The sequence below is a fragment of the Agrobacterium sp. GW821-FHT14E08 genome, assembly GCF_058803865.1.
The window spans coordinates 1-21,637 of sequence record NZ_JBXAPJ010000010.1 but is presented as its reverse complement, the minus strand read 5'-3'; the positions used below and the strand labels follow the sequence as shown (position 1 = coordinate 21,637).

General features: G+C 59.7%; 21 protein-coding genes. 6 read left to right on the top strand and 15 right to left on the bottom strand.

Going from position 1 to position 21,637, the window contains the following annotated elements; all coding sequences use genetic code 11:
• Nucleotides 1–177: 177 nt before the first annotated feature.
• The 4 genes from AC1ROR_RS23525 to aztA all read right to left on the bottom strand — a co-directional run bounded on the left by AC1ROR_RS23525 (nt 178) and on the right by aztA (nt 3,498).
• On the bottom strand, nt 178–651 hold the full coding sequence (locus AC1ROR_RS23525) for a ribonuclease H family protein (RefSeq protein ID WP_080837078.1): 474 nt from the start codon (nt 649–651) through the stop codon (nt 178–180).
• Nucleotides 652–768: 117 nt separating this feature from the next.
• Nucleotides 769–1,782: a zinc ABC transporter substrate-binding protein AztC gene (gene aztC, locus AC1ROR_RS23520; protein ID WP_080837080.1), complete on the bottom strand. Its 1,014-nt coding sequence runs from the start codon at nt 1,780–1,782 to the stop codon at nt 769–771.
• Nucleotides 1,783–1,811: 29 nt separating this feature from the next.
• Nucleotides 1,812–2,678 (bottom strand): zinc ABC transporter permease AztB, encoded by an 867-nt coding sequence (gene aztB, locus AC1ROR_RS23515; protein ID WP_080837082.1) that lies wholly within the window; start codon nt 2,676–2,678, stop codon nt 1,812–1,814.
• Nucleotides 2,671–3,498, bottom strand: coding sequence for a zinc ABC transporter ATP-binding protein AztA (aztA, locus tag AC1ROR_RS23510; RefSeq protein WP_498590916.1), 828 nt, complete (start codon nt 3,496–3,498; stop codon nt 2,671–2,673). The genes aztB and aztA overlap by 8 nt, the downstream gene beginning before the upstream one ends.
• Before the next feature lie 288 nt (nt 3,499–3,786).
• On the opposite strand from aztA, the gene zigA reads away from it, so the two are divergent.
• Nucleotides 3,787–4,992, top strand: coding sequence for a zinc metallochaperone GTPase ZigA (gene zigA, locus AC1ROR_RS23505; protein ID WP_498590915.1), 1,206 nt, complete (start codon nt 3,787–3,789; stop codon nt 4,990–4,992).
• 197 nt (nt 4,993–5,189) lie between these two features.
• Here the strand turns inward: zigA and AC1ROR_RS23500 are convergent, their stop codons facing one another.
• The 3 genes from AC1ROR_RS23500 to AC1ROR_RS23490 all read right to left on the bottom strand — a co-directional run bounded on the left by AC1ROR_RS23500 (nt 5,190) and on the right by AC1ROR_RS23490 (nt 7,103).
• Entirely contained in the window at nt 5,190–5,627 is a 438-nt protein-coding gene (locus tag AC1ROR_RS23500; RefSeq protein WP_142170383.1) for a YqaA family protein, read from the bottom strand.
• A 97-nt stretch (nt 5,628–5,724) separates the two neighbouring features.
• A complete protein-coding gene (locus AC1ROR_RS23495; protein WP_142170385.1) occupies nt 5,725–6,000 on the bottom strand; it encodes a hypothetical protein in 276 nt (91 codons plus the stop codon).
• A complete protein-coding gene (locus tag AC1ROR_RS23490; protein WP_498590914.1) occupies nt 5,997–7,103 on the bottom strand; it encodes a CobW family GTP-binding protein in 1,107 nt (368 codons plus the stop codon). Before AC1ROR_RS23490 ends, AC1ROR_RS23495 begins: the two co-directional genes overlap by 4 nt.
• A 472-nt stretch (nt 7,104–7,575) precedes the next feature.
• Between AC1ROR_RS23490 and ugpB the strand changes: the two genes are divergently transcribed.
• The 4 genes from ugpB (at nt 7,576) to AC1ROR_RS23470 (ending at nt 11,759) form a co-directional block, all read left to right on the top strand.
• Complete coding sequence (ugpB, locus tag AC1ROR_RS23485; RefSeq protein WP_035228176.1) at nt 7,576–8,886, top strand: sn-glycerol-3-phosphate ABC transporter substrate-binding protein UgpB; 1,311 nt, start codon at nt 7,576–7,578, stop codon at nt 8,884–8,886.
• Nucleotides 8,887–8,957: 71 nt separating this feature from the next.
• Nucleotides 8,958–9,839 carry a sn-glycerol-3-phosphate ABC transporter permease UgpA gene (gene ugpA, locus AC1ROR_RS23480; protein WP_035228177.1) on the top strand — a complete coding sequence of 294 codons (882 nt, stop codon included), beginning with the start codon at nt 8,958–8,960 and terminating at the stop codon, nt 9,837–9,839.
• Between the two features lie 10 nt (nt 9,840–9,849).
• Nucleotides 9,850–10,698, top strand: coding sequence for a sn-glycerol-3-phosphate ABC transporter permease UgpE (gene ugpE / locus AC1ROR_RS23475; RefSeq protein ID WP_003523347.1), 849 nt, complete (start codon nt 9,850–9,852; stop codon nt 10,696–10,698).
• Nucleotides 10,698–11,759: a sn-glycerol-3-phosphate import ATP-binding protein UgpC gene (locus tag AC1ROR_RS23470; protein ID WP_080837096.1), complete on the top strand. Its 1,062-nt coding sequence runs from the start codon at nt 10,698–10,700 to the stop codon at nt 11,757–11,759. Before ugpE ends, AC1ROR_RS23470 begins: the two co-directional genes overlap by 1 nt.
• A 47-nt stretch (nt 11,760–11,806) precedes the next feature.
• Here AC1ROR_RS23470 and AC1ROR_RS23465 read toward each other — a convergent pair whose 3' ends face one another.
• From AC1ROR_RS23465 to odc2, 8 genes are all read right to left on the bottom strand, one after another.
• Nucleotides 11,807–12,913, bottom strand: coding sequence for an acyltransferase family protein (locus AC1ROR_RS23465; RefSeq protein ID WP_498590913.1), 1,107 nt, complete (start codon nt 12,911–12,913; stop codon nt 11,807–11,809).
• A gap of 232 nt (nt 12,914–13,145) precedes the next feature.
• Nucleotides 13,146–13,589 carry a glyoxalase superfamily protein gene (locus tag AC1ROR_RS23460; protein ID WP_080837100.1) on the bottom strand — a complete coding sequence of 148 codons (444 nt, stop codon included), beginning with the start codon at nt 13,587–13,589 and terminating at the stop codon, nt 13,146–13,148.
• Between the two features lie 207 nt (nt 13,590–13,796).
• Nucleotides 13,797–14,495, bottom strand: coding sequence for an OmpW/AlkL family protein (locus tag AC1ROR_RS23455; RefSeq protein ID WP_080837101.1), 699 nt, complete (start codon nt 14,493–14,495; stop codon nt 13,797–13,799).
• Between the two features lie 322 nt (nt 14,496–14,817).
• Nucleotides 14,818–16,113: an MFS transporter gene (locus AC1ROR_RS23450; protein WP_035228188.1), complete on the bottom strand. Its 1,296-nt coding sequence runs from the start codon at nt 16,111–16,113 to the stop codon at nt 14,818–14,820.
• A gap of 90 nt (nt 16,114–16,203) precedes the next feature.
• Nucleotides 16,204–16,605: a MarR family winged helix-turn-helix transcriptional regulator gene (locus AC1ROR_RS23445; protein WP_498590912.1), complete on the bottom strand. Its 402-nt coding sequence runs from the start codon at nt 16,603–16,605 to the stop codon at nt 16,204–16,206.
• A gap of 94 nt (nt 16,606–16,699) precedes the next feature.
• Nucleotides 16,700–17,941: an MFS transporter gene (locus AC1ROR_RS23440; protein WP_498590911.1), complete on the bottom strand. Its 1,242-nt coding sequence runs from the start codon at nt 17,939–17,941 to the stop codon at nt 16,700–16,702.
• Nucleotides 17,942–18,144: 203 nt separating this feature from the next.
• Entirely contained in the window at nt 18,145–18,714 is a 570-nt protein-coding gene (locus AC1ROR_RS23435) for a GNAT family N-acetyltransferase (protein ID WP_498590910.1), read from the bottom strand.
• Between the two features lie 247 nt (nt 18,715–18,961).
• Entirely contained in the window at nt 18,962–20,095 is a 1,134-nt protein-coding gene (odc2, locus tag AC1ROR_RS23430) for an ornithine/lysine decarboxylase (RefSeq protein ID WP_035228198.1), read from the bottom strand.
• Nucleotides 20,096–20,631: 536 nt separating this feature from the next.
• On the opposite strand from odc2, the gene AC1ROR_RS23425 reads away from it, so the two are divergent.
• Nucleotides 20,632–21,525, top strand: a complete 894-nt coding sequence (locus AC1ROR_RS23425) for a LysR family transcriptional regulator (protein WP_035228200.1) — start codon at nt 20,632–20,634, stop codon at nt 21,523–21,525.
• Nucleotides 21,526–21,637 lie beyond the last annotated feature (112 nt).

The window sequence follows — 21,637 nt, the reverse complement described above, 5'->3', positions numbered from 1 at the left end:
TTACCATTTCAAACGGGATGGCGATTGTCAACCGGCAAGCGGCCGTGCGTGCACACCATTCGTTCGGCGTCGCGAAAGAGTACTGGCGCAACCGCTCGATACGGAAAAAGGTCGAGACCGGGGATGGCTGAAGTGAAGAGATTAATGCGCCGAATCACGGTGACTGACGGCCGCCGGCTAAGTCACCGTCGCGGAGGAAACTGCACGCGCCAAAGCATCGGCATGCTCGTTGCCGACAGTGCCGGAATGCCCTTTGCACCATTCTACAACCACATGGGGATGCCGCTCCAGCAGGCTGTCGAGCTGCTGCCAGATTTCCCTGTCGGGGATCGGTCTTCGGCGGGAGCGCTGGTTGGGCGTGATCCGCTTCCAGCCGTTGTTACGCCAGATCGCCCTATATCGACGGCAGCCTTCGATGACATGAACCGAATCCGTCCAGAGCGTAACCGCCCGCGTTGGCGCATCGGCGGCGATCCAGGATAGTGCGTTGAGGACGGCGAGGACCTCGAACATATTGTTCGATGATCCGACCGCCCTGCCCGAGGCGGAATGAATTTGATGGCCAGCATCATGAACGACGAACGCCCATCCTCCGGATCGGGAAGCATCATCGAAGGAACCGTCGGTGAAGATGTGAAGCGCATCGGACATGAGGGGGCTTTGTAGCACCGATATGAAAATCGCTAAAGGAGCGCTAGTGCTTTAACACGAAAAGCAGAGAGGGCAGCGCAAGCCACCCTCCCCTAACTCACTATGAATGAACGGAAATCACTGGCTGAGGACAGCCGCCTTGATCGTATCGATATTGTGGTTGATCATGTCGATATAGGTCGCGGCCGGGCCATCGGCCGTGGAAAGCGCGTCGGAATAAAGCGTACCGCCGACCTTCAGACCGGTTTCACTGGCGATCTGGTCGATCAGCCGCTTGTTGGTGATGTTTTCGACGAAGATTGCCGAGGCCTTGTCGTGCTTGATCTGGTCGACCAGCTTGGCGACATCGGCCGCCGATGCTTCTGATTCCGTCGAAACGCCTTCCGGCGCCAGGAATTCGAGGCCATAGGCATGCTCGAAATAACCGAAGGCATCATGCGAGGTGATGATGACGCGTTTCTCCGGCGGAATGGCGGCAATCTCGGTCTTCACCTTCTCGTTCAGAGCAGTGAGCTTGGCGACATAGGCTTCCGAATTGGCGGTGTAAGTGGCGCAACCCGCCTTGTCGACCTCGCAAAAGGCGCCGGCGATGTTCTTCACGTAGATTTCCGCATTCTTGATCGACTGCCAGGCATGCGGATCGAACTCGCCATGATGGTGGTGCCCCTCATGGTCATGCGCCTCAGCGGATTCGTGCTTGTGACCCACCTCCTCTGCCTTGTGGTCGTGAGCTTCCTCTTCTTCTGCCTCCGGATGGGCGTGACCGGCCGGCTCGTCGGAAAGCTTCAGCGGTTCCACGCCCTTGGTCAGTTCCACCACCGGCGCCTTGGTGCCGCTGGTGTCGATCAGCCGCTTCAGGAAGCCTTCGAATTCCAGACCGTTGACCAGCACCACATCCGCCTTGCTGACGGCGACGGCATCGGCCGGGCGCGGCTCATAGACGTGCGCATCGCCATCCGGCCCGACGAGCGTGGTGATCTCGACCCGGTCACCACCGACGTTCTTCGCGAAATCGGCGATGATCGAGAAGCTGGCCACGACCTTGAGTTCGGCGGCGGAGGCCTGCGCCATCAGGACCGGGGAGAGGGAAAGAAGGCTGGCGCAGGTGGCCAGACGGAAGGTTTTGAACATGAATGGTTCTCCTTTTTCAGACGCTGTTTTCAGGCCGTTCTGTGGCGGCCGGAACCGAGAAGATCGCTGAGCACGCCGCGCGTGCCGACGAGGATGGAGAGCGCATAAATGACGCCCGCGGAAAGGATGATCGCCGGGCCGGACGGCAGCGACGCGTGATAGGACAGAAGCAGGCCGGCAAAGCAGGACACCATGCCGATGCCGATCGAAATGAAGCACATGGGCGCGACGCGGTTGGACCAGAAGCGGCTGGCTGCCGCGGGCAGCATCATAAGGCCCACCGAAAGCAGGGTTCCGAGCGCCTGAAAGCCGCCGACCAGATTGAGCACGACGATGGCGAGGAAGAGGAAATGCACCGGACTGCCCCAGTTGCTGACCGAACGCAGGAACAGGGGATCAAGGCATTCCGCCAAAAGCGCCCGCCAGAACACCGTCATCACCAGCAGCGTGGCAATGCAGATGCCGCCGATCAGGCCGAGCGCCTCGTTGTTCAGCGCCAGAACCGTGCCGAACAGCACATGCATGAGATCGACGCTGGAGCCGCGCCACGAGACGAGCAGCACGCCGAGCGCCAGCGAAATCAGATAAAAGGCGGCAAGCGAGGCATCTTCCTTCTGGATGGTGAAGCGCGAAACAGCACCCGCGCCCAGCGCCACCAGAAGGCCGACAACCAGCCCGCCGATGGTCATCGGCAGAATTTCCAGGCCATAGAACAGAAAGCCGACGGCCGCCCCCGGCAGGATGGCGTGCGCCATGGCGTCACCCGTCAGGCTCATGCGGCGCAGCATCAGAAACACCCCGACCGGCCCGCAACTTATAGCCAGAATCAAGGCTCCCGCCAGCGCCCGCTGCATGAAGGCATATTGGATGAAGGGTTCGATGAAGATATCAGCCATGGCTATTCGAATTCGCGTGGGAATGGGCGTGAGAACGGGCTGGCGGCACCTGCGGACTTGCATGAAGCACGCTGGCTGCCGGCGTCTCGACCGGTTCGCACCAGGGCGCATTTTCCTCCCACGCCTCGTGGAAATGCCGCGCCTGCCGGATATTGTCGGCCTTCAGCACATCGGCCGTTGGACCAAGTCCAACGAGCTTTCGTGCAAGGAACAGGGTCTGGGGGAAATGCTGCCGGACCAGTTGATGGTCATGAAGAACGGCCAGAACAGTCCGCCCCTCCGCGACCCACGCCTTGATCAGAACCAGGAGGTCAGACACGGTGCGCTCATCAACGGCGTTGAAGGGTTCATCCAGCAGGATCAGCTGCGCATCCTGCAACATGGCGCGGGCGAACAAAGCGCGCTGCATCTGGCCGCCGGAGAGCGAGTCGATATTGCGTTTTTCAAAACCGGAAAGCCCCACCGCTTCCAGCACATGGCCCATTGCCGCCCGATCCGCGGCACGGTGGCGGCCGAGCAGGCCGCGCTTCGGCCAGAGGCCCAGCGCGACGAGATCCCGCACCTGCGCCGGAAAGGACCGGTCGAGTTCCGATTGCTGCGGCAGATAAGCGACGGAAATGCCTGAACTCACCCGGCACTCGCCGCCGAGCGGCTTCAGAATGCCGGCAATGCCCTTCATCAGCGTCGATTTTCCAGAACCATTGGCGCCGACGACCGCAGTGAGCGATCCCCTGGCGATATCGCCATCCAGATGATGCACCGCCGCGCGGCCGGCATATCCAAGCGTCAGATTTTTGAAAACAAGGCACGGATCGCTCATCGATCCCTCCGGGGCAGGATGTCATTTGATGGCCCTTGATATGTAATGTTATTACATTCGTCAAATGAATACGTAATGAAATAACATTAACTTTATGAAAGGTGGGTGGGCGCACCGAGCCACCTCCACCCGACACGCAATTTTTCGGCAGCCAGTTGACACGCGACGCCTATGTAATGTTATTACGTTACAAAAGAGAGACGCTGTGGTGATGCCGCAGTCGCTCCCAAACCGCCTGCCGGGGCCGCCTGAACGTCCCCGCAACCCGCGCTGACAAACGAGGTCTTCATGTCGAAAAAACTTCCCGTCACCGTGCTTTCCGGCTTTCTTGGCGCCGGCAAGACGACACTTCTCAACCATATTCTCGCCAATCGCGACGGTCTGCGGGTCGCACTGATCGTCAATGACATGAGCGAGATCAATATCGACGCCGCACTGGTGCGCGATGGCGGCGCCAATCTTTCGCGCACCGAGGAGCAATTGGTGGAAATGACCAATGGCTGCATCTGTTGCACGCTGCGCGACGACCTCCTGACGGAAGTGCGGGCGCTGGCTGAACAGGGCCGCTTCGATTATCTGCTGATCGAATCCACCGGCATTGCCGAGCCGCTTCCGGTCGCCGCAACCTTCGATTTCCGCGATGAGAACGGCCGCAGCCTTTCCGATGTTGCGCGTCTCGACACCATGGTGACGGTGGTCGATGCCGCCAACCTTCTCAACGACTACGGTTCCTCCGACTTTCTGGCCGACCGGGGCGAAACGGCGGGCGACGGTGACAACCGCACCATTGTCGACCTTCTGGTGGAACAGATCGAATTTGCCGATGTCGTCGTTCTCAACAAGATCGGCACCGCCACACCGGAACAGCGAGACGCCGCCCGCAAGATCATTGTCGGGCTGAACCCGGATGCGAAACTGATTGAAGCCGATTTCGGCAAGGTGGCGCTGAAGGAGGTTCTGGGCACGGGGCGTTTCGATTTCGCCAAAGCCGAAGAACACCCTTTGTGGTTCAAGGAATTGCACGGTTTCAAGGATCACATTCCCGAAACCGAGGAATATGGCATCCGCTCCTTCGTTTATCGCGCCAAAAAACCCTTCGACCCCGTGCTGTTCCAGCGCTTCATCGATCGTGCCTGGCCCGGCGTGGTGCGCGCCAAGGGCTTCTTCTGGCTGGCGACGCGGCCCCGTTATGTCGGCGAGATCAGCCAGGCCGGCGCATTGGTGCGCACCGGCAGGATGGGCCTGTGGTGGTCCGCCGTACCGAAGGAACAATGGCCGCGCGAAAAGCAGTTCCTCGACATGATGAAACCCTATATCGACCCGGTCTTTGGTGACCGCCGGCAGGAGATCGTCTTCATCGGTTCCGATCCTATGAGCGAAGCACGCATCCGCGCCCAGCTCGATGCCTGCCTGATCGACACCGAAGCCTTCACGCCGGATGCATGGCGGCACCTGCCGGATCCTTTCGCCAGCTGGGACAGGCAGGCGGCTTGATCGGCCCTCACTGCACGACAGCCGCTTATCGGACGAGCGGGTTCGGTTTTCGCCTTCTCCCCGCCGGGGAGAAGGTCGCGGCAGCGGGTTGAGGGGGCAAGGCCGGTGGCATCCGGAGAGCTGGCCCCCTCATCTGACCCTTCGGGCCATCTTCTCCCCGGCGGGGAGAAGAAATAGCTGCAACACAGCGACAATCCTCAAAGAAAATTCAGCGTCACCAGCGCCAGAACGAGATAACGCCCGACCTTGGCGATGGTGACCAACAGCAGGAAGACAGGCAGCGGTTCCTTCATGATGCCGGCGGCAACCGTCAGCGGATCGCCGATCAGCGGCGCCCAGCTTAAAAGAAGAGACCATTTGCCGTAACGCCTGTACCAGTTCTGCGCCCTTTGCAGCGCCGCTTCGCCGACGGGAAACCAGCGCCTGTGCCGAAAGCGCTCGATGCCCCGGCCCAGCAGCCAATTGGCAAAGGAGCCGGCCACATTACCGGCGCTGGCCACCGCAACCAGCAGCCAGACGGGCTGGGCTTTCAAGAGAATAAGCCCCGCAAGTGCCGCCTCCGACTGCATGGGCAGGATGGTCGCCGCAACAAAAGCCGTCAGAAACAAACCCGCATATGCCGCAAGATCGGCCATGCCTTACCCTTCATCGCCTGCGAATCCTATCATCGCCGCCCAAGTGCCGGATGACGGCGGCTGCCGTCAAGCACGGTGGCGCTGGCCGCATCCGGCTTTAGCGCGGTTTGGCGGCGACGGCGTGGATAATATCGTCAAATGCGACATCCAGCAGCGCCTTATGAACAGACAATTGCCGGTTTTCGCCGGATGGGGACAGAACAAGGATCACCGTTTCTTTGGGCGGGCAATCCGGCAGCGCACAGGAAAGCTCGCTGACGGAAACGATGTCATCCGCCGAGAGGTGAAGCAGCTCCCGCGTCCATTGTTTCAGAAGCCGGGCCTGCGCGACGATCGCGGAGCCGCTGCGGGAAAGCGGATTTGTTGCCGTCATCGGGAAACCTTTCGCCTCGCCTGCGAGGCCAATGTATCGAAAAGATCGCGGATAGGCTGCTGCGGCATATCCATGCCGATCAGGACGATGCGGGTTGAGCGATCGCTGTCCGGCCAGCCGGCCAGCCGGGTCAGGGGATAAAGCCGGTGCTGCACGGCGTGCGCGACCACCGGGCGCTCAGGATCATCCGTCGCGCCAAAAATTCCCTTGAGCCGCAGGAGACCGGAGTGAACGTTGCTGGTGACCAGTTCAAGAAAGGTGACGATCGCCTGCGGATCGAAAGCCCCGTCGAATGTCAGATCGAACGCTTCAACCCCGACGCCGTGCCGGTTGATATCGTGCCCATGGCCGGCATGCAGGCTCAGCCTGTCCGCCGCCAGCCACCCCGGCACATCCTCCGGCTTGCCGCGCAATGAATAATCCGCTGGCGCAAAAAGCGACGGCAGATTGAAATCACCGGCATTGCGATCATGAAAACGCGCCGCGGGATTGAGATCGGAGAGGCTCTCTCGCTGCATCGCCGTCGCATCGGCAAGATCGGTTTTTGTCAGAACGATATGGTCGGCGAAGGCGAGCTGTTTCCAGCCCTCGATGAAACTGTCGAGCATCATCCGGCCCGAAGTGACGTCAAAGGCCGTGACGACGCCAGAGAGATGAAAGTGCCGGGCAACGACGTGGTCGCGCAGGCCGATAGCGGGCGTGCCGCCGGCAATGAGGCTGTTGATGATCGGCGCCGGATCGGCAAGGCCGGTGGTTTCGATGACGACCCGCGATATTTCCGGCGTCACCCCCTCCAGAAAGGCCTGATGCAACTCGTAAAGCGAGGTTCGGATATCGCTGGTGGCGGTGCAGCAGATGCAGCCTGTCGTGGTCCTGAAATATCGTTCCGAACCCGTGCGGACCAGACCGTGATCAATGGGCACCGAACCGAACTCGTTGACGATGACGGCGGCATCGCGCATGGCCGGTTCGTTCAGAAGCTCGTTCAGAAGCGTGGTCTTGCCCGCCCCGAGAAACCCTGTGAGCAGGGTGACGGGTACCGTTCCTGCGGATTGCGTGATGGCCGAATCACTCTTGAGCGCATCCGCCTTCTTCCGTTTCATTCCGAACACATCCACACCTTCAGCCAGCAAACCTTATGATGGCTTACTATGTTATGTAATAACATATCAACATGCCTGAGAAAGATTTTACGTGCTTTTGTCGTCGCCGGCCCGGTGTGGCGCCAAGGCGCCTTTCAGCGAAGGTTGGGCTGGCTGGTTTCACACCGCAGGCAGAGGAACGGGGGAGCGCCTGAGTTTCAGGAGAAAACTCGACCCTGGCATTAAGGAACCAATCCCCTTGCCCTGTGACACACCGTTCCCGCGAGCATACGAAAAAACCAAAGCGCGCCAAAAATGGAATAATAAAACCGTTTCGTTCACTTTCGTTTTAATCGTTCCACGTTCTATTGCATTTTCGTTAGAGTTCGCTTTAAATCAGGCCGCTAATACAGAAAGGGTCGCCCACAGCCATGTCGAGGAGGATAGGCTGGAATAAGGGGCTGTATCTTTTACTGTTTTTAAAACGGGAGGAATGACCTTGAAAAAACTCAGCTACCGCCTCGCTGCGGCATCCGCGCTTTCGTTTTTTGTCACATCGAATGCTTTCGCTGCGACGGAGATCCAGTGGTGGCACGCCATGACCGGCGCCAATAACGAAGTCGTGGACGCGCTTGCGAAAGAGTTCAACGAAAGCCAGAAAGACTACAAGATCACGCCCGTGTTCAAGGGCACCTATCCGGAAACGCTGAATGCCGGCATCGCCGCATTCCGCGCCAAGCAGCCGCCGGCGATCATTCAGGTCTTCGATGCCGGTTCCGGCGTGATGATGGGCGCTGCCGGCGCCATCAAGCCGGTGGCGGACGTGCTGAAGGAAGGCGGCTACACCTTCAACAAGGACGAATATCTGGCCGGCATCGTCGCCTATTATTCCAAGCCGGACGGCACCATGCTGTCCTTCCCTTACAATTCATCCTCGCCGATCCTCTATTACAACAAGGACACCTTCCAGAAGGCAGGCCTTGACCCGGCCAACCCGCCGAAGACCTGGCCGGAAGTTTTCGAAGCCGCCAAGAAGATCAAGACCAGCGGTGCCGCGCAGTGCGGGTTCACCTCCACCTGGCTTACCTGGATCCAGACCGAGAACTTTGCTGCCTGGAACAACGTCTCCTATGGCAGCAATGAAAACGGCCTCGGCGGCACGGATGTGAAGCTTGCGGTCAACGCGCCGCTGTTCGTCGAGCATTTCCAGGCGATCGCCGATCTCGCCAAGGACGGCACCTTCCGTTATGGCGGACGCACCTCCGAAGCCAAGCAGCTGTTCATGTCCGGCGAATGCGGCATCCTGACCGAATCCTCCGGCGGCCTTGGCGATATCGTCAAGACCGGCATGAATTACGGCATCGGCCAGCTGCCCTATTATGAAGGCCATGGTCCGCAGAACACCATTCCCGGCGGCGCCAGCCTCTGGGTCTTCGGCGGCAAGAGCGACGCTGAATATAAGGGTGTTGCCGAATTCTTCCATTTCCTCTCGCAGACCAAGATCCAGTCTCGTCTGCATCAGGTCTCCGGCTACATGCCGGTAACGATCGCGGCCTATGAGGAAACCAAGAAATCCGGCTTCTACGACAAGAACCCTGCTCGCGAAACGCCGCTGCTACAGATGATGGGCAAGCCGCCGACAGAAAACTCCAAGGGCGTGCGCCTCGTAAACCTGCCGCAGGTGCGCGACATCATGAACGAAGAGTTCGAGGCGATGCTGGCCGGCAAGCAGGATGCGAAAGCCGCCCTCGACAAGATCGTGGAGCGTGGTGACGCCGCCATCAAGCAGGCCGCCGGCAACTAAACGATCCCTGCCACCGCCCGCATTCTCAAAAAAGGGTGCGGGCGGCGTTTCCATCTCATCAGGAGATCGCCGTGCAAAGCGTCGTATTCCCCAACAAGATCCTGCCTTATCTGCTGGTCGCACCGCAGATCATCCTCACGGTGGTCTTTTTCTTCTGGCCCGCCAGCCAGGCGCTCTACCAGTCGACCATGCGCGAGGACGCCTTCGGGCTGAGTAGCAATTTCGTCGGGCTGGCCAATTTTTCGGCCGTGCTGTCGGATGAGAGCTATCTCAACTCCCTGCACGTCACCGTCATCTTCAGTGTGCTGACCGCACTCGTCTCCATGGGGCTGGCGCTGCTTCTGGCAACGGCGGCGGACCGGGTGGTGCGCGGCAAGGGCTTTTACCGCACCATGATGATCATGCCCTATGCCGTGGCGCCTGCCGTCGCCGGCATGTTGTGGCTATTCATGTTCAACCCCGCCATGGGCACCTTCTCTTATATCCTGCGCCGCAACGGCATCATGTGGGACCCGCTGCTTGACGGCAATCAGGCCATGCTGCTGGTGGTCGCCGCCGCTGCGTGGAAGCAGATCAGCTATAATTTCCTGTTTTTTGTCGCAGGCTTGCAGGCAATTCCGAAATCATTGCTGGAAGCCGCCTCCATTGACGGCGCGCGCGGTTCGCGGCGCTTCTGGACCATCGTTTTCCCGCTGCTGGCGCCGACAACCTTCTTCCTTCTGGTCGTCAACACAGTTTACGCCTTCTTCGATACCTTCGGCATCATCCATGCCGTCACCGGCGGCGGCCCCGCCAAGGCGACGGAAACGCTGGTCTACAAGGTCTATAATGATGGCTTCGTGAACCTGAACCTCGGCTCTTCCGCCGCGCAATCGGTCATCCTGATGGTGATCGTCATTGCGCTCACCGCCTTCCAGTTCCGCTTCGTCGAGAAGCGCGTGCATTACGGCTGAGGATTTCACAATGATTGAAAATCGCCCGGTCGCCCGCGTGATCGCCCATCTGATGCTGGTTCTCGGCATCATCATCGTGGCCTTCCCGATCTATTACACCTTCGTCGCTTCTTCCATGACGTCGACGGATATCATCCGCCCGCCCATGTCGCTTTTGCCCGGCGATCATCTGAGCGCCAATTACACCGAGGCCATGGTCGGCGGTGTCGAAAGAGTGGTCGGCGTCAGCCTCGAGCGGCTGCTGTTCAACAGCTTCGTCGTGGCGCTCGCCATCGCCATCGGCAAGATCGTCATTTCGTTCCTGTCGGCCTTCGCCATCGTCTTCTTCCGCTTTCCCTTCCGCATGGGCTTTTTCTGGATGATCTTCATCACGCTCATGCTGCCGGTAGAAGTGCGCATCCTGCCCACTTACAAGGTCATCGTCGACCTTGGGCTTATCGACACCTATGCGGGATTGACGCTGCCGCTGATGGCGTCGGCCACGGCAACCTTCCTGTTCCGGCAGTTCTTCCTGACCATTCCCGGTGAACTGGTCGAGGCGGCGCGTATCGATAATGCCGGTCCATTCCGCTTCATGCGCGATATTCTGTTGCCGCTGTCGAGAACCAATATCGCCGCCCTATTCGTGATCCTGTTCATCTATGGCTGGACCCAGTATCTCTGGCCGCTGCTCGTGACCAACGACGCCAAGATGAACACGATCATCATCGGCCTCAAGCGCATGGTGGATTTCACCGACGCTTCGACGCCCTGGAATTATGTGATGGTGACGGCGATCCTCGCCATCATCCCCCCGATTATCGTTGTGGTGCTGATGCAGCGCTGGTTCGTCAAAGGTTTGGTGGAGACCGAGAAGTAATGGCAAAAATTGCGCTGAAAGACGTCCGCAAGGTTTATGGCGGCAATGTCGAGGCCATCAAGGGCGTATCGATGGACATCGCCGACGGCGAAATGATCGTGCTCGTCGGCCCCTCCGGTTGCGGAAAATCCACCCTGCTGCGCATGATCGCCGGGCTGGAGGGCATATCCGGCGGCCAGATCATCATCGGCGACCGCGTCGTCAACGATCTCGAACCCTCCGACCGCGACATCGCCATGGTGTTCCAGAACTATGCGCTTTATCCGCATATGACGGTGCGCCAGAACCTTGCCTATGGCCTGAAGAACCGCAACACGCCGAAGGAAGAGATCGAACGGCGCATCACCGAGGCGGCCAAGGCGCTGGAGATCGAGCAGTTCCTGGAGCGCAAGCCGCGCCAGCTTTCCGGCGGCCAGCGCCAGCGTGTGGCCATGGGCCGCGCCATCGTGCGCAAGCCGGCGGCCTTCCTGTTCGACGAACCGCTCTCCAACCTCGATGCCAAGCTGCGCGTGCAGATGCGGGTGGAAATCCGCCGCCTGCAGCGTTCGCTCGCCACGACCAGCGTTTATGTCACCCATGACCAGATGGAGGCCATGACGCTGGCCGACCGGCTGGTTGTGCTGAATGCCGGCCGCATCGAGCAGATGGGCACGCCGATCGAGCTTTACGAAAAACCCGCGACCACCTTTGTCGCCACCTTCATCGGTTCACCTTCCATGAACCTGCTGAGCCATGGCGCGACATCGGCAAACGGCTCTTCCGGCTGGTCGGTGCAGGGAACCACGGCGCTACCGCAGGGCGTCGCCACACTCGGCATCCGCCCCGAGGATATCACCCTTGCCGATGAAGCCCCGGCAGACGCCACCTTCACCGGCACCGTGCAGGTGGATGCCGTGGAACTGGTGGGAGCGGAGAGCTATGTGCATGGCTCCTTCGCAGACGGCACCACCATCGTCTTCCGCGTTCACGGTCGCTCGCAGCTGCGCATCGGCGAAACGCTGCGGATCGCCGCCCAGGCAAAGGATTTCCATCTGTTCGACGCGTCGGGCAAACGGATTTGAAACCGAGCGCACCGGCATAGCCGCCCCCTGCGGCAATGCCGGTGTATTCATGTTGATGATATCGCCACTTGAGCGGGCTGGCGTGAGGCGAGTTTCTTCCCGAGCTTTTGTGACGGCAGCTCGATGAACCTGTAGCTCACATAAGCCATGATCACCGTCAGGGCGAAGGTCAGGATGATGGTGACGTGAACAGGATAGGGAGCCAGTTGCCGATAGGGGAGAACATATTCCACGATCGGCTGGGCGACCGGGCCAAGCAGATACACGGAATAGCTTATCGCGCCGAGCCAGACGAAAACCGGGTGCGTGATACGAAGCTTTGTCGTGAAGAGCGCAAACAGCGCTATTCCCGCATAATAGGCAATCGTATAACGGTACCAGGTCTCACCGAACCCCATATCCACATTATAGCTCAGAAGGCTGACGACAGGCACGGTGAAGATGATGAGGAGAGATGTGGCAAGGATGAGCCGCCGCATATGCGCGCTCGCTTCTTCACCCGCGCCGTGACGCCACAACAATCCCCAGAACATGACGGTCAGTCCAAGCGGAATGGCGACCGGCAATTTGATGCCCGTACCATATCGCGCGGCCCCCATGGCGACGGCGCAGAGCAGGAAGAACACCACAGCACCCGCTGCCGCCTCCGGCTTATGGAGAAGCCTGACATAGAACAGCATGGCGCTGACGACATAAAACAGGATTTCTATCTGCAGCGTCCAATAGACGCCGAGAATATTTTGTTGCCCCAGAAACTGTTGCAGCATCGTCCCATTGGCAATGATCTGGCTAAGCGTGAAGACATCTCCGCGCAGCTGCGGGATAATCAACAGAGCAAGGATCATCGACCCCCAGTAAGCGGGGTAGAGCCTGAAAAATCGCGAAATCGCAAAGCTGCGCAAGGGCGCCTTGTTTGCCTTAAGCAACGAGAAGGGAATAACAAACCCGGAAACGGCAAAGAACATAACGACGGCGATCTTGCCGAGATCGAAGTATTCCGAAAAAAAGTAAAACAGATAATGCTCGACCACATAGGTCGAAAATCTGTTCTTATAGGCGACTTCGGCAATGTGAATGTATATCACCGCCAGAGCCGCTATGCCTCGAATGGAATCGACGTAAATCCAACGCCCGGGATTGCGCTCCGCGCTCATCAATACCTCATTCAAAATTTGTTATAAAAATACAATATTCAGCAATGTAGACTTGATTATACTGCCGCCCAAACAGGAATTGCAACAGGTCATGCTCTCTTTGACGGCCTGTGCTCCCAAACAGCTGCGGCACACCGCATTCCGACCCTCAATCGGAACGCGGCGCGACGACGCCAGCGATGTGGGGCGCTGTTTCAAAGCTGACAGCAAGCAAACTCTGCCCGCCCCCCCCCTACCAGACGAGCTCCACCTGCGGCCGGCCATTGGAGGTTTTCTCCACCGTGCGACCGGACGTATCGACGTTGCAGTGAACGCGCTGCCGAAAAGCGGAAAAGCTTTCGAAACTCACCACATCCACGGGATCATCGAGATGCAGGGTCAGCCGGTAACGTTCGGGATCGCCGCCGAGCGCCTGCACGCCCAGCACCGAAGCCACGAAGGGCTGGCCGAGGTAAAACCCTTCCACCCGCGACCCCAGAAGATAGGGGTTGAAGGCGGGGCGGTTACCGGCCGTGGCGTGCAGGGTATTCCAGTCGCGGAAGCCATATTGCGCGGCGATGAGTTCCAGCGCCTTCGAATGGGTGATTGCCTGCCCCTCACCTTCAAGGGCGGCGCGTAGGCGTTTTGCCTGTTCTTTCAGCCCCTCAAGTGCGGGAAGTGGTTTGGACACGTTCATAACGGTTCTCCAACATGTGCATGCCGACTATTCCGAAGGGGGTCCGCGTTGCCATCGACGACATGCAAAACATGGGATGACCGTTATTAAAGAAAGAGCTTCACCAGGGGCGCAAGCGCCTGCGGACGGCCGGGGCTCTTTGCCCGTGGCCGTCCCTATAGCTCAGAAAGCGCCGCCCGTCAAAGGGAGCGCCCGGCACCCACGCAATCAGAAGCGGTAGGTGATACCCGCGCCGATCAGCCATGGATCGAGCTTTGCCTTGCCGCTGATCGGCGTGCCGCCGAGTTCCGCCGTCCAGTCGGTTTTCAGGAAGATTTTCTTCACGTCAAAGTTCACGCCCCAATGCTCGTCCAGCATATAGTCGAAGCCCACCTGCACGGCCGCGCCGAGCTTGTTCTTGACGTCGAGATTGCTGAAACCGGGCTTTTCCGACTGATTGTAGAATAGCGAGTAGTTCACACCCGCACCGATATAGGGCTTGAAGGCGCCGAAGTCGGTAAAGTGATATTGCAGCGTCAGCGTCGGCGGCAGCAGCCACGTCTTGCCCACAGGCGTGCCGGCCAGCACACCTTCGCCATTGATTTTGGCATAGGTGGTACCAAGGATAAGCTCGGCGGCAAAGTTTTCGGTGAAGAAATAGCTGATGTCGAGTTCGGGGATTACGGTGTCCGAATAGGACAGGCCCGCACCCGGCACACCGTCAACGCTGCCGCTGTCATGGGTGATGACACCAAGGCCGCGCACGCGCAGCATCCATGGGCTTGCCGCTGCAATCGCCTCTTCGGCGGTGGGTGCCGGTGCTGCCGCTGCAAGATCGGCAGCCATCGCATTGGCCGACATCAATGTGGCCGCGACGCCAACCGCGACACTGGCAAGCAAGGCGGTTTTTTTGGTCCTGTTCGTCATTCCATCTCTCCTATAGCGCGCCGCAGCCGGGCAAGCCCGGGAAACCGGCTGATGACGGCGGGCCTTCGCGAATCCTCGCTTGCCGCAACCGCTTGGGGCCACTATCGCGAAGGGAGAGGCAAACGGATTGAGATGGATCAAACCGAAAGGCCAATGGCGAACCAGAACGGCGAGCCGGCGTGCATTGTGACAATTGCGCAACGAACAGCCATGACAATGGTCAATATCGCGATTACCGCCGGTAACCTGGATTGCCGCCGGCGGCCGGAAAACACGAAGAGGGCCTGCGAATACAGGCCCCCTTGCTTGTTTAGATTCGCCTTCAGGCTGCCTGCGGCACCAAAGTGGCAGAACCCGGTTTTTTAAGAAGCAGCACCGAGACAGCCGCGATCATGCACATCAGGCCGGCAATCTGGAGCGCGGGCATGTAGGTGTCGAAGTCGCTCTTGAAGAAACCGGCGCCGAAGGCGGCGGTAGCCGCCCCCAGCTGGTGGCCCGCAAACACCCAGCCAAACACCAGCCCCGCCTTTTCGCGACCGAAATTCTCGGCAGCAAGCTTCACTGTCGGCGGCACCGTCGCAACCCAGTCCAGCCCGTAGAATACGGCAAAGACCGAAAGCTCCACGAAGCTGAAACCCGAGAAGGAAAGATAGATGAGAGACAGACCACGCAGCCCATAAAACCAGAAGAGCAGGAAGCGATTATCGAAACGGTCGGAAAGCCAGCCGGCGAATATGGTGCCGAAGAAATCGAAAATGCCGATTACCGCCAGCGTGCCGGCCGCCGTAACCGCCGCCATGCCGAAATCGCCGCAGATGGAAATCCAGTGTGTCTGGATAAGGCCGTTGGTCGAAAGCCCGCAGACGAAAAAGGTGCCGAACAACACCCAGAACACCGGGTTACCGGACACGCTCTTCAGCGTCACAAGCGGTGATGCCAGCGTTGCAAGGAACTTGTGGTCCTGCTGCGGCGGCTTTGCCACCACTGTCTCGCCATAGGCGGGCAGGCCGACATCGGCGGGATGGTCTCGCATCAAAAGCAGCACGAGAACCATGGCAGAAGCAATCACCGCAACAGACAGCGTCAGGGCGGTGCGCCAGCCATAAGCTTCGGTCAAGGCCGCGAGCAACGGCAGAAAAACCAGCTGGCCGGTCGCGTTGCTGGCCGTCATCAGACCGATCACCAGTCCCCGGCGTTTGGAAAACCAGCGCGATGCCACGGTCGCGCCCAGCACCAGCGCGGTCATGCCGGTGCCGACGCCGATAACCACGCCCCAGAGCAGCAGCAACTGCCACACCTCAGTCATGAAAAACGAGGCGACGATGCCGCCCATGATCAGGGCAAGCGCCGTCGACACCACCTGGCGAATGCCGAAATGGTTCATGAAGGCGGCGGCGAAAGGCCCAAGCAATCCGAAAAGCACCAGCCTGACCGCCATTGCGGAGGAAATATCAGCGATATCCCAGCCGAATTCCTGATGCAGCGGCTGGATCATCACCCCCGCCGACCCCATCGCCCCGGCGGTTGCCAGCATGGTCAGAAAGGTGGTTGCGGCAACAAGCCAGCCATAATGTATATTTCTGTCGGCCATCCAGCTGGCGAGGCGTGTGGAGAGCATGTTCAAAATCCCTTTCCAGCGGCCGATGGCCGAAATTTTACGGGTATATACCCTATTTTGCGGGCAGATACCCGTTTCATCATCAAAAAACTACAGGGCTGCGAGCAGTTCCTGCAATTGCGCGGTTTTTTCCGGCCCAAGCCGGGCCTCGATCTCATCCTGCACCCCGTCCCAGAGCGGTGCCCCCGTCTTCAGGATCGCGTGGCCCTCCTCCGTCACGGTCAGCATCGCTTCACGCTGATCCTCACCATGGCCAATGGCCACCAGCCCCATGCGGGCCAGCACCTTTGTATTGCGGCCGACGGTGGAGCGATCCAGCTCCACCCGCGCGGCAAGATCCGTCAGCGACACCGGCGCAATGCGGTTGATATTCCGCAACAGGCTGAACTGGCCGATATTGACGCCAAGCGGGGCCAGGGCCTCGTCATAGTAGGACGAGACCTTGCGGGATGCTTTGCGCAACAGGATGCAGTGGCAGCTATCGTTTGACATTTGTTTCGGGTATATACCCGCAATGCATCTGAGGCAAGAGACATCAGGCACCTATTTGCACATGATCGCGAAATGGCGGTTGAGACGCCATGTTTCAAAAGCGCAGCCGGAAGAAACCATATAATGCCAGAGCCGTGCAAATCGCCGCCCCGATCAGATAGGGCAGATGGAGCGCGGCGATACGGCCAAGCGCGGGCTCGGCAAGGGTGACGAGCAAACCTGCGGCAAGCGCACCGAACGACATCGCGCCCCAGCCGAAAAACCGGTAAACCGAATTGACGCGGCCGAGCAGCTCATCCGGGATGCGCCTTTGCCTGTAACTGACCGTCACCACATTCCAGAGCATGCCGGCTGCGGCCTCGAAAAACAGGCCCACCGCCACAAGCGGCACGGAGCCGGACAGGCCAAGCGCCAGATTGAACAGCGCGAAGGTGCAGAGCACCAGAACAAGGCTTTTCCGCGCGCCCAGCCGGCGGGCAAGCCAGGGTGAGGCCAGCCCACCGAGAACGCCGCCGGCAGCACCACAGGTCAGCAAAACACCATAGGCCGCCGCCGACAACTGAAGCACTTCCTGCGCATAAAGGACAAGGATCGTCATTCCGCCGATGAAGACGGCATTGATAATGCCCAGCATGAGGGCAAGCCGCAGGATCATCCTGTTATGCCGCATCCAGCCAAGCCCCTCCCTCAATGCCGGCCAGAAGGCAAAGGTGCCGGACGGTTTGCGCGGCGGCAGCACGATCAACCAGATCAGCAGGGCGGATGCCGCATAAAACCCGGCATCCAGACCGAAGGGAAAGGCGATACCGGCGGTAATCAGCAGACCGGCCAGTGGCGGGCCGATGAACTGGCCCGTAACCTGTTCCGCGCTCCACATCTGGCCGTTGGCATGTTCGAGATCACCGGGGGCAACCAGCGACGGCAGGATCGTCTGCGCCGCATTGTCCCGGACAACCTCGGCGCAGCCAAGCAGGAACGCGATCACCGCCAGCGAAAAAATCCCCGTCATACCGCCATCCGCCGGTCGAGGAAGCGCCGTGGTGGCGGAGATCATGGCAACGGCGCAGATCATCAGCGCCAGCCGGGCCAGATCGGCCCGCACCATCAGCAGGCGTCGGTCGCTCCGATCCGTCCAGACACCAACGGGAAGAGCAAAGAGCAGCCAGGGCATCCGCTGCGCAACCGCAATCATGGAGATCAGCAGCGGATCGCTCGTCAGCAGCGTGGCAAGCCAGGGTATCGCCACCATGGATATGCCATCGGCAAGATTGGATACGGCACTGGCGGAGAAAAGAAGGCGGTAGTCGCGGTTTACCCGAAGAAGAGTTGCCTGCATGCCTGATCCCCGCTGCTGAAAATCACACCGGAGCACATACAGGCTGACGCAGAAAACGGGCAGGCTTTACGATATCGCCTGCCCTGCAAACCGGCACCCAATCCGATATCGCAGCTTTGCATGAAAGACTATTGTGCGGAAACAGAATTTCCGGTGGTCCGGTCCGGGCATAGAACCGGGCCGGACCGCCGGCACTGTTCGTCTCAGGCCGAGAGCCTGCGTCCGCTTGCCACCAGAAGGCCGGCAGCGCCTTCCAGCCAGCCAGCCTTCAGTTCCAGCGCCAGAAAACGGCTGCGCTCGAACGGGCCGGGCATGATCAGGTGCTGGGCCTTCTCGGCGAAGAAGCCGAAACGCTCGTAATAGGGGGCGTCACCAACCAGAAGGACGGCGCCGTGGCCGCGCTTCGTGGCTTCGGAGATCGCCGCACGTATCAGCGCCGAGCCGATGCCCTTGCCCTCATGGGCGGCGTCGACGGCCAGCGGACCGAGCAGCAGCGCTTCGACGACGCGGCCTTCGCGCGAAATGCCGGCTTCGACATTCCACAGGCGCACCGTGCCGATGACATGGCCATCCTCATCACGGGCGACCAGCGCCAGGCCTTCGGCCGGAACGCGGCCGGCACGAAGCTTCTCGGAAGACTTGCGGCGACGGCCGGCGCCCATGGCGCGGTCCAGCAGGTTCTCACGGGCAACGACATCGCCCGGATTTTCCTGATCGACATGAAATGTCTGCGGTGTGAAAAATGCCCGTACCGAATTCAAAAGAGCGGCCATCCTTGGCCTCCCGTCACACAACCGCCCACACGCGGCCCTTGATGAAAAATGGTGGAGCCGTTCCGGCCCGCCGACACGCTTTCCTCGGCTGGAAGAGGAGCAGCAAGCAGGGATTTGCGCAACAGCACAATCGGCAGGGCCGGAACGGAAGCTTGGTCGAGACGCCGCCCTTTTCAGCGGACGGCGCTCGGACTTTTATGAAGCATCGGATTTTCCGAAAACGCACTACGCTTTTCGGTCGGATGCTTTAGATGACGTAGGCTTTCAGCGGCTCGAAGCCATTGAAGGCAACCGCCGAATAGGTCGTCGTATAGGCGCCCGTGCCTTCGATCAGAACTTCGTCACCGATGGTCAGAGAGACCGGCAGCGGGTACATGTTCTTTTCATACAGCACGTCGGCGCTGTCGCAGGTCGGACCGGCCAGAACGCAGGGCTGCATCTCGTCCTGATCGCGCTCGGTGCGGATCGGGTAACGGATCGCCTCGTCCATCGTCTCGGCGAGACCGCCGAACTTGCCGATGTCGAGGAACACCCAGCGGTGGTTGTCATTGTCGGACTTCTTCGAGACGAGAACAACTTCCGCCTTGATGACGCCCGCATTGCCAACCATGCCGCGGCCCGGCTCGATGATCGTCTTCGGAATCTGGTTACCGAAGTGCTTGCGCAGCGCCGCGTCGATTGCCTGGCCGTATTCTTCGGCAGCCGGAACGTCACGCAGGTACTTGGTCGGGAAACCGCCGCCCATATTGACCATCTGCAGGTGGATGCCCTGCTTGGAGAGCGAAGCGAAGACCCGCTTTGCATCGGCAAGCGCGGCATCCCATGCGTCGAGATTCATCATCTGCGAACCGACATGGAAAGACACGCCGTAGGATTCGAGACCCAGCTGATGTGCATAGACCAGAACATCGACAGCCATCTGCGGCACGCAGCCGAACTTGCGCGACAGCGGCCATTCGGCGCCTTCGCCATCCGTCAGCACGCGGCAGAAGACGCGCGCGCCGGGAGCTGCACGGGCAACCTTCTCGACTTCCTCATGGCTGTCCACGGCGAAAAGATCGATGCCGAGCGCATGGGCGCGCGCAACATCGCGTTCCTTCTTGATGGTGTTGCCGAAGGAGATGCGGTCAGCAGTTGCACCGGCATCGAGCGCCATCTGGATTTCAGCCACGGAGGCGCAATCGAAGTTGGAGCCGAGCGAAGCGAGCAGCTTCAGGATTTCGGGAGCCGGGTTTGCCTTCACGGCATAATAGATCGCGCTGTTCGGCAGGGAGTGCCGGAACGCGTTGAAATTGTCGCGCACGACGTCGAGATCAACCACAAGGCAAGGGCCTTCGGGACGTCGGGTCTTGATGAAGTCGAGAATGCGTGCAGTCGTCATCGATATATTCCCTATAAAACCGGCTCCGGAAAATCCGGAGGACAAAGGACGCTCGAGATATGCAGACGAATCAGCCGGTGGAGGCGCAGATTCGATAGCATACGCTCAAGGCGCGAATGTGAACGACGCCCTGCCAGAGCATCATTCGGCTTTGTCTGCCATCGATTGGAGGGATTGACCCGACCGCACTTCAGGCAATGATGGTGTGCCTCTTCAGTACCCCGGCTGATGGAAAGCCGGCAGAGAACCAGAAAGGCCCGCACCGTCGTTGCTTCATATGTCCTCGCATTTCCCGGTTGGCCGGAATAGCGACTGGAGGGGTTAGTTCCAGGTACCTTACCTAAATCCTCACCACATCGAGGAATCGGCGGACACACATGGGCACGTGCGACTTTGGGCAGCCCGTGAAATAAGAATATTCGCAGTCATAATCAAGAGGATTTTTTCATCAAATCGCGGATTTTTTCGGCAGCGAATTTAGGGTTGAACAGTCAGCCCCCAGCGTTCAATTATATGGAACGAACCGGAGGATTCCCATGGACACGCTTACCCGCATCCGCGCCTTTATCGATGTTGTCGAAGCGGAGGGTTTTTCCGCCGCTGCGCGCAAGACCGGGCGTTCCAAGGCGCTTTTGTCCAAATATGTGCGGGAACTGGAAGATGATCTCGGCGCGCTGCTCCTTAACCGCACGACAAGGCAGTTTTCGCTGACCGAGGCCGGGCACACCTATTATCGCACCGCATCCGACATCCTGAAGGAGATCGACAACCTCGCCGATCTGGTGCGCGAGAAGAATGCCGACCTGAAAGGCAAGCTCCGGATTTCGGTTCCCCGCACCTTCATCGACGCCGATGTCGGCCAGAGCCTGATCGATTTTGCCAAGGAAAATCCGGAACTGTCGCTGGAAATCGTCGCCGAGGACCGATTCGTCGATCTGATCGAGGAAGGTTTCGACCTTGCGGTTCGAATCACGCGGCTGGAGGATTCGGGCCTCATCGCCCGCAAGCTTTCCGATTTCCGCGTCTATGCGGTGGCGACGGCGGATTTTGTGGCCCAGCATGGACCGCTTGACGGGCCGCAGGATTTCGCCCGCGTTCCTTTCATCATCGACACCAACACCCGCTTCCACAATACGGTGCGTTATCTCGAGCCGGACGGCGGCTCGAACTCGGTCGCCATCAGCGGACCGATCGAGGTGAACAGCCCGCAGGCGACGCTGCGCGCCGCCCGCGCCGGGCTCGGCATTGCGCTCGTGCCGGATTTCATCGCGAGACCCTATATCCAGTCCGGTGAACTGGTGACGCTGTTCGATGACTATATTTCCAAGGATCGCGGCATTTACGCGGTCTATCCGCATCGCCGCTACCTGCCGGCCAAGGTGCGCAGCTTCGTGGATTATCTCTCGGCGTGGTTCAGGAAGAATGGGTGAGGACGCGGGCGTTGGCCACAGACAGCCCTCACCTCCGTCATCCTCGGGCTTGTGTGGACGATTTGTGGTTTACTGGATGCATCAGCCTGGCAGCGCAAGCCCGGCTGATGCA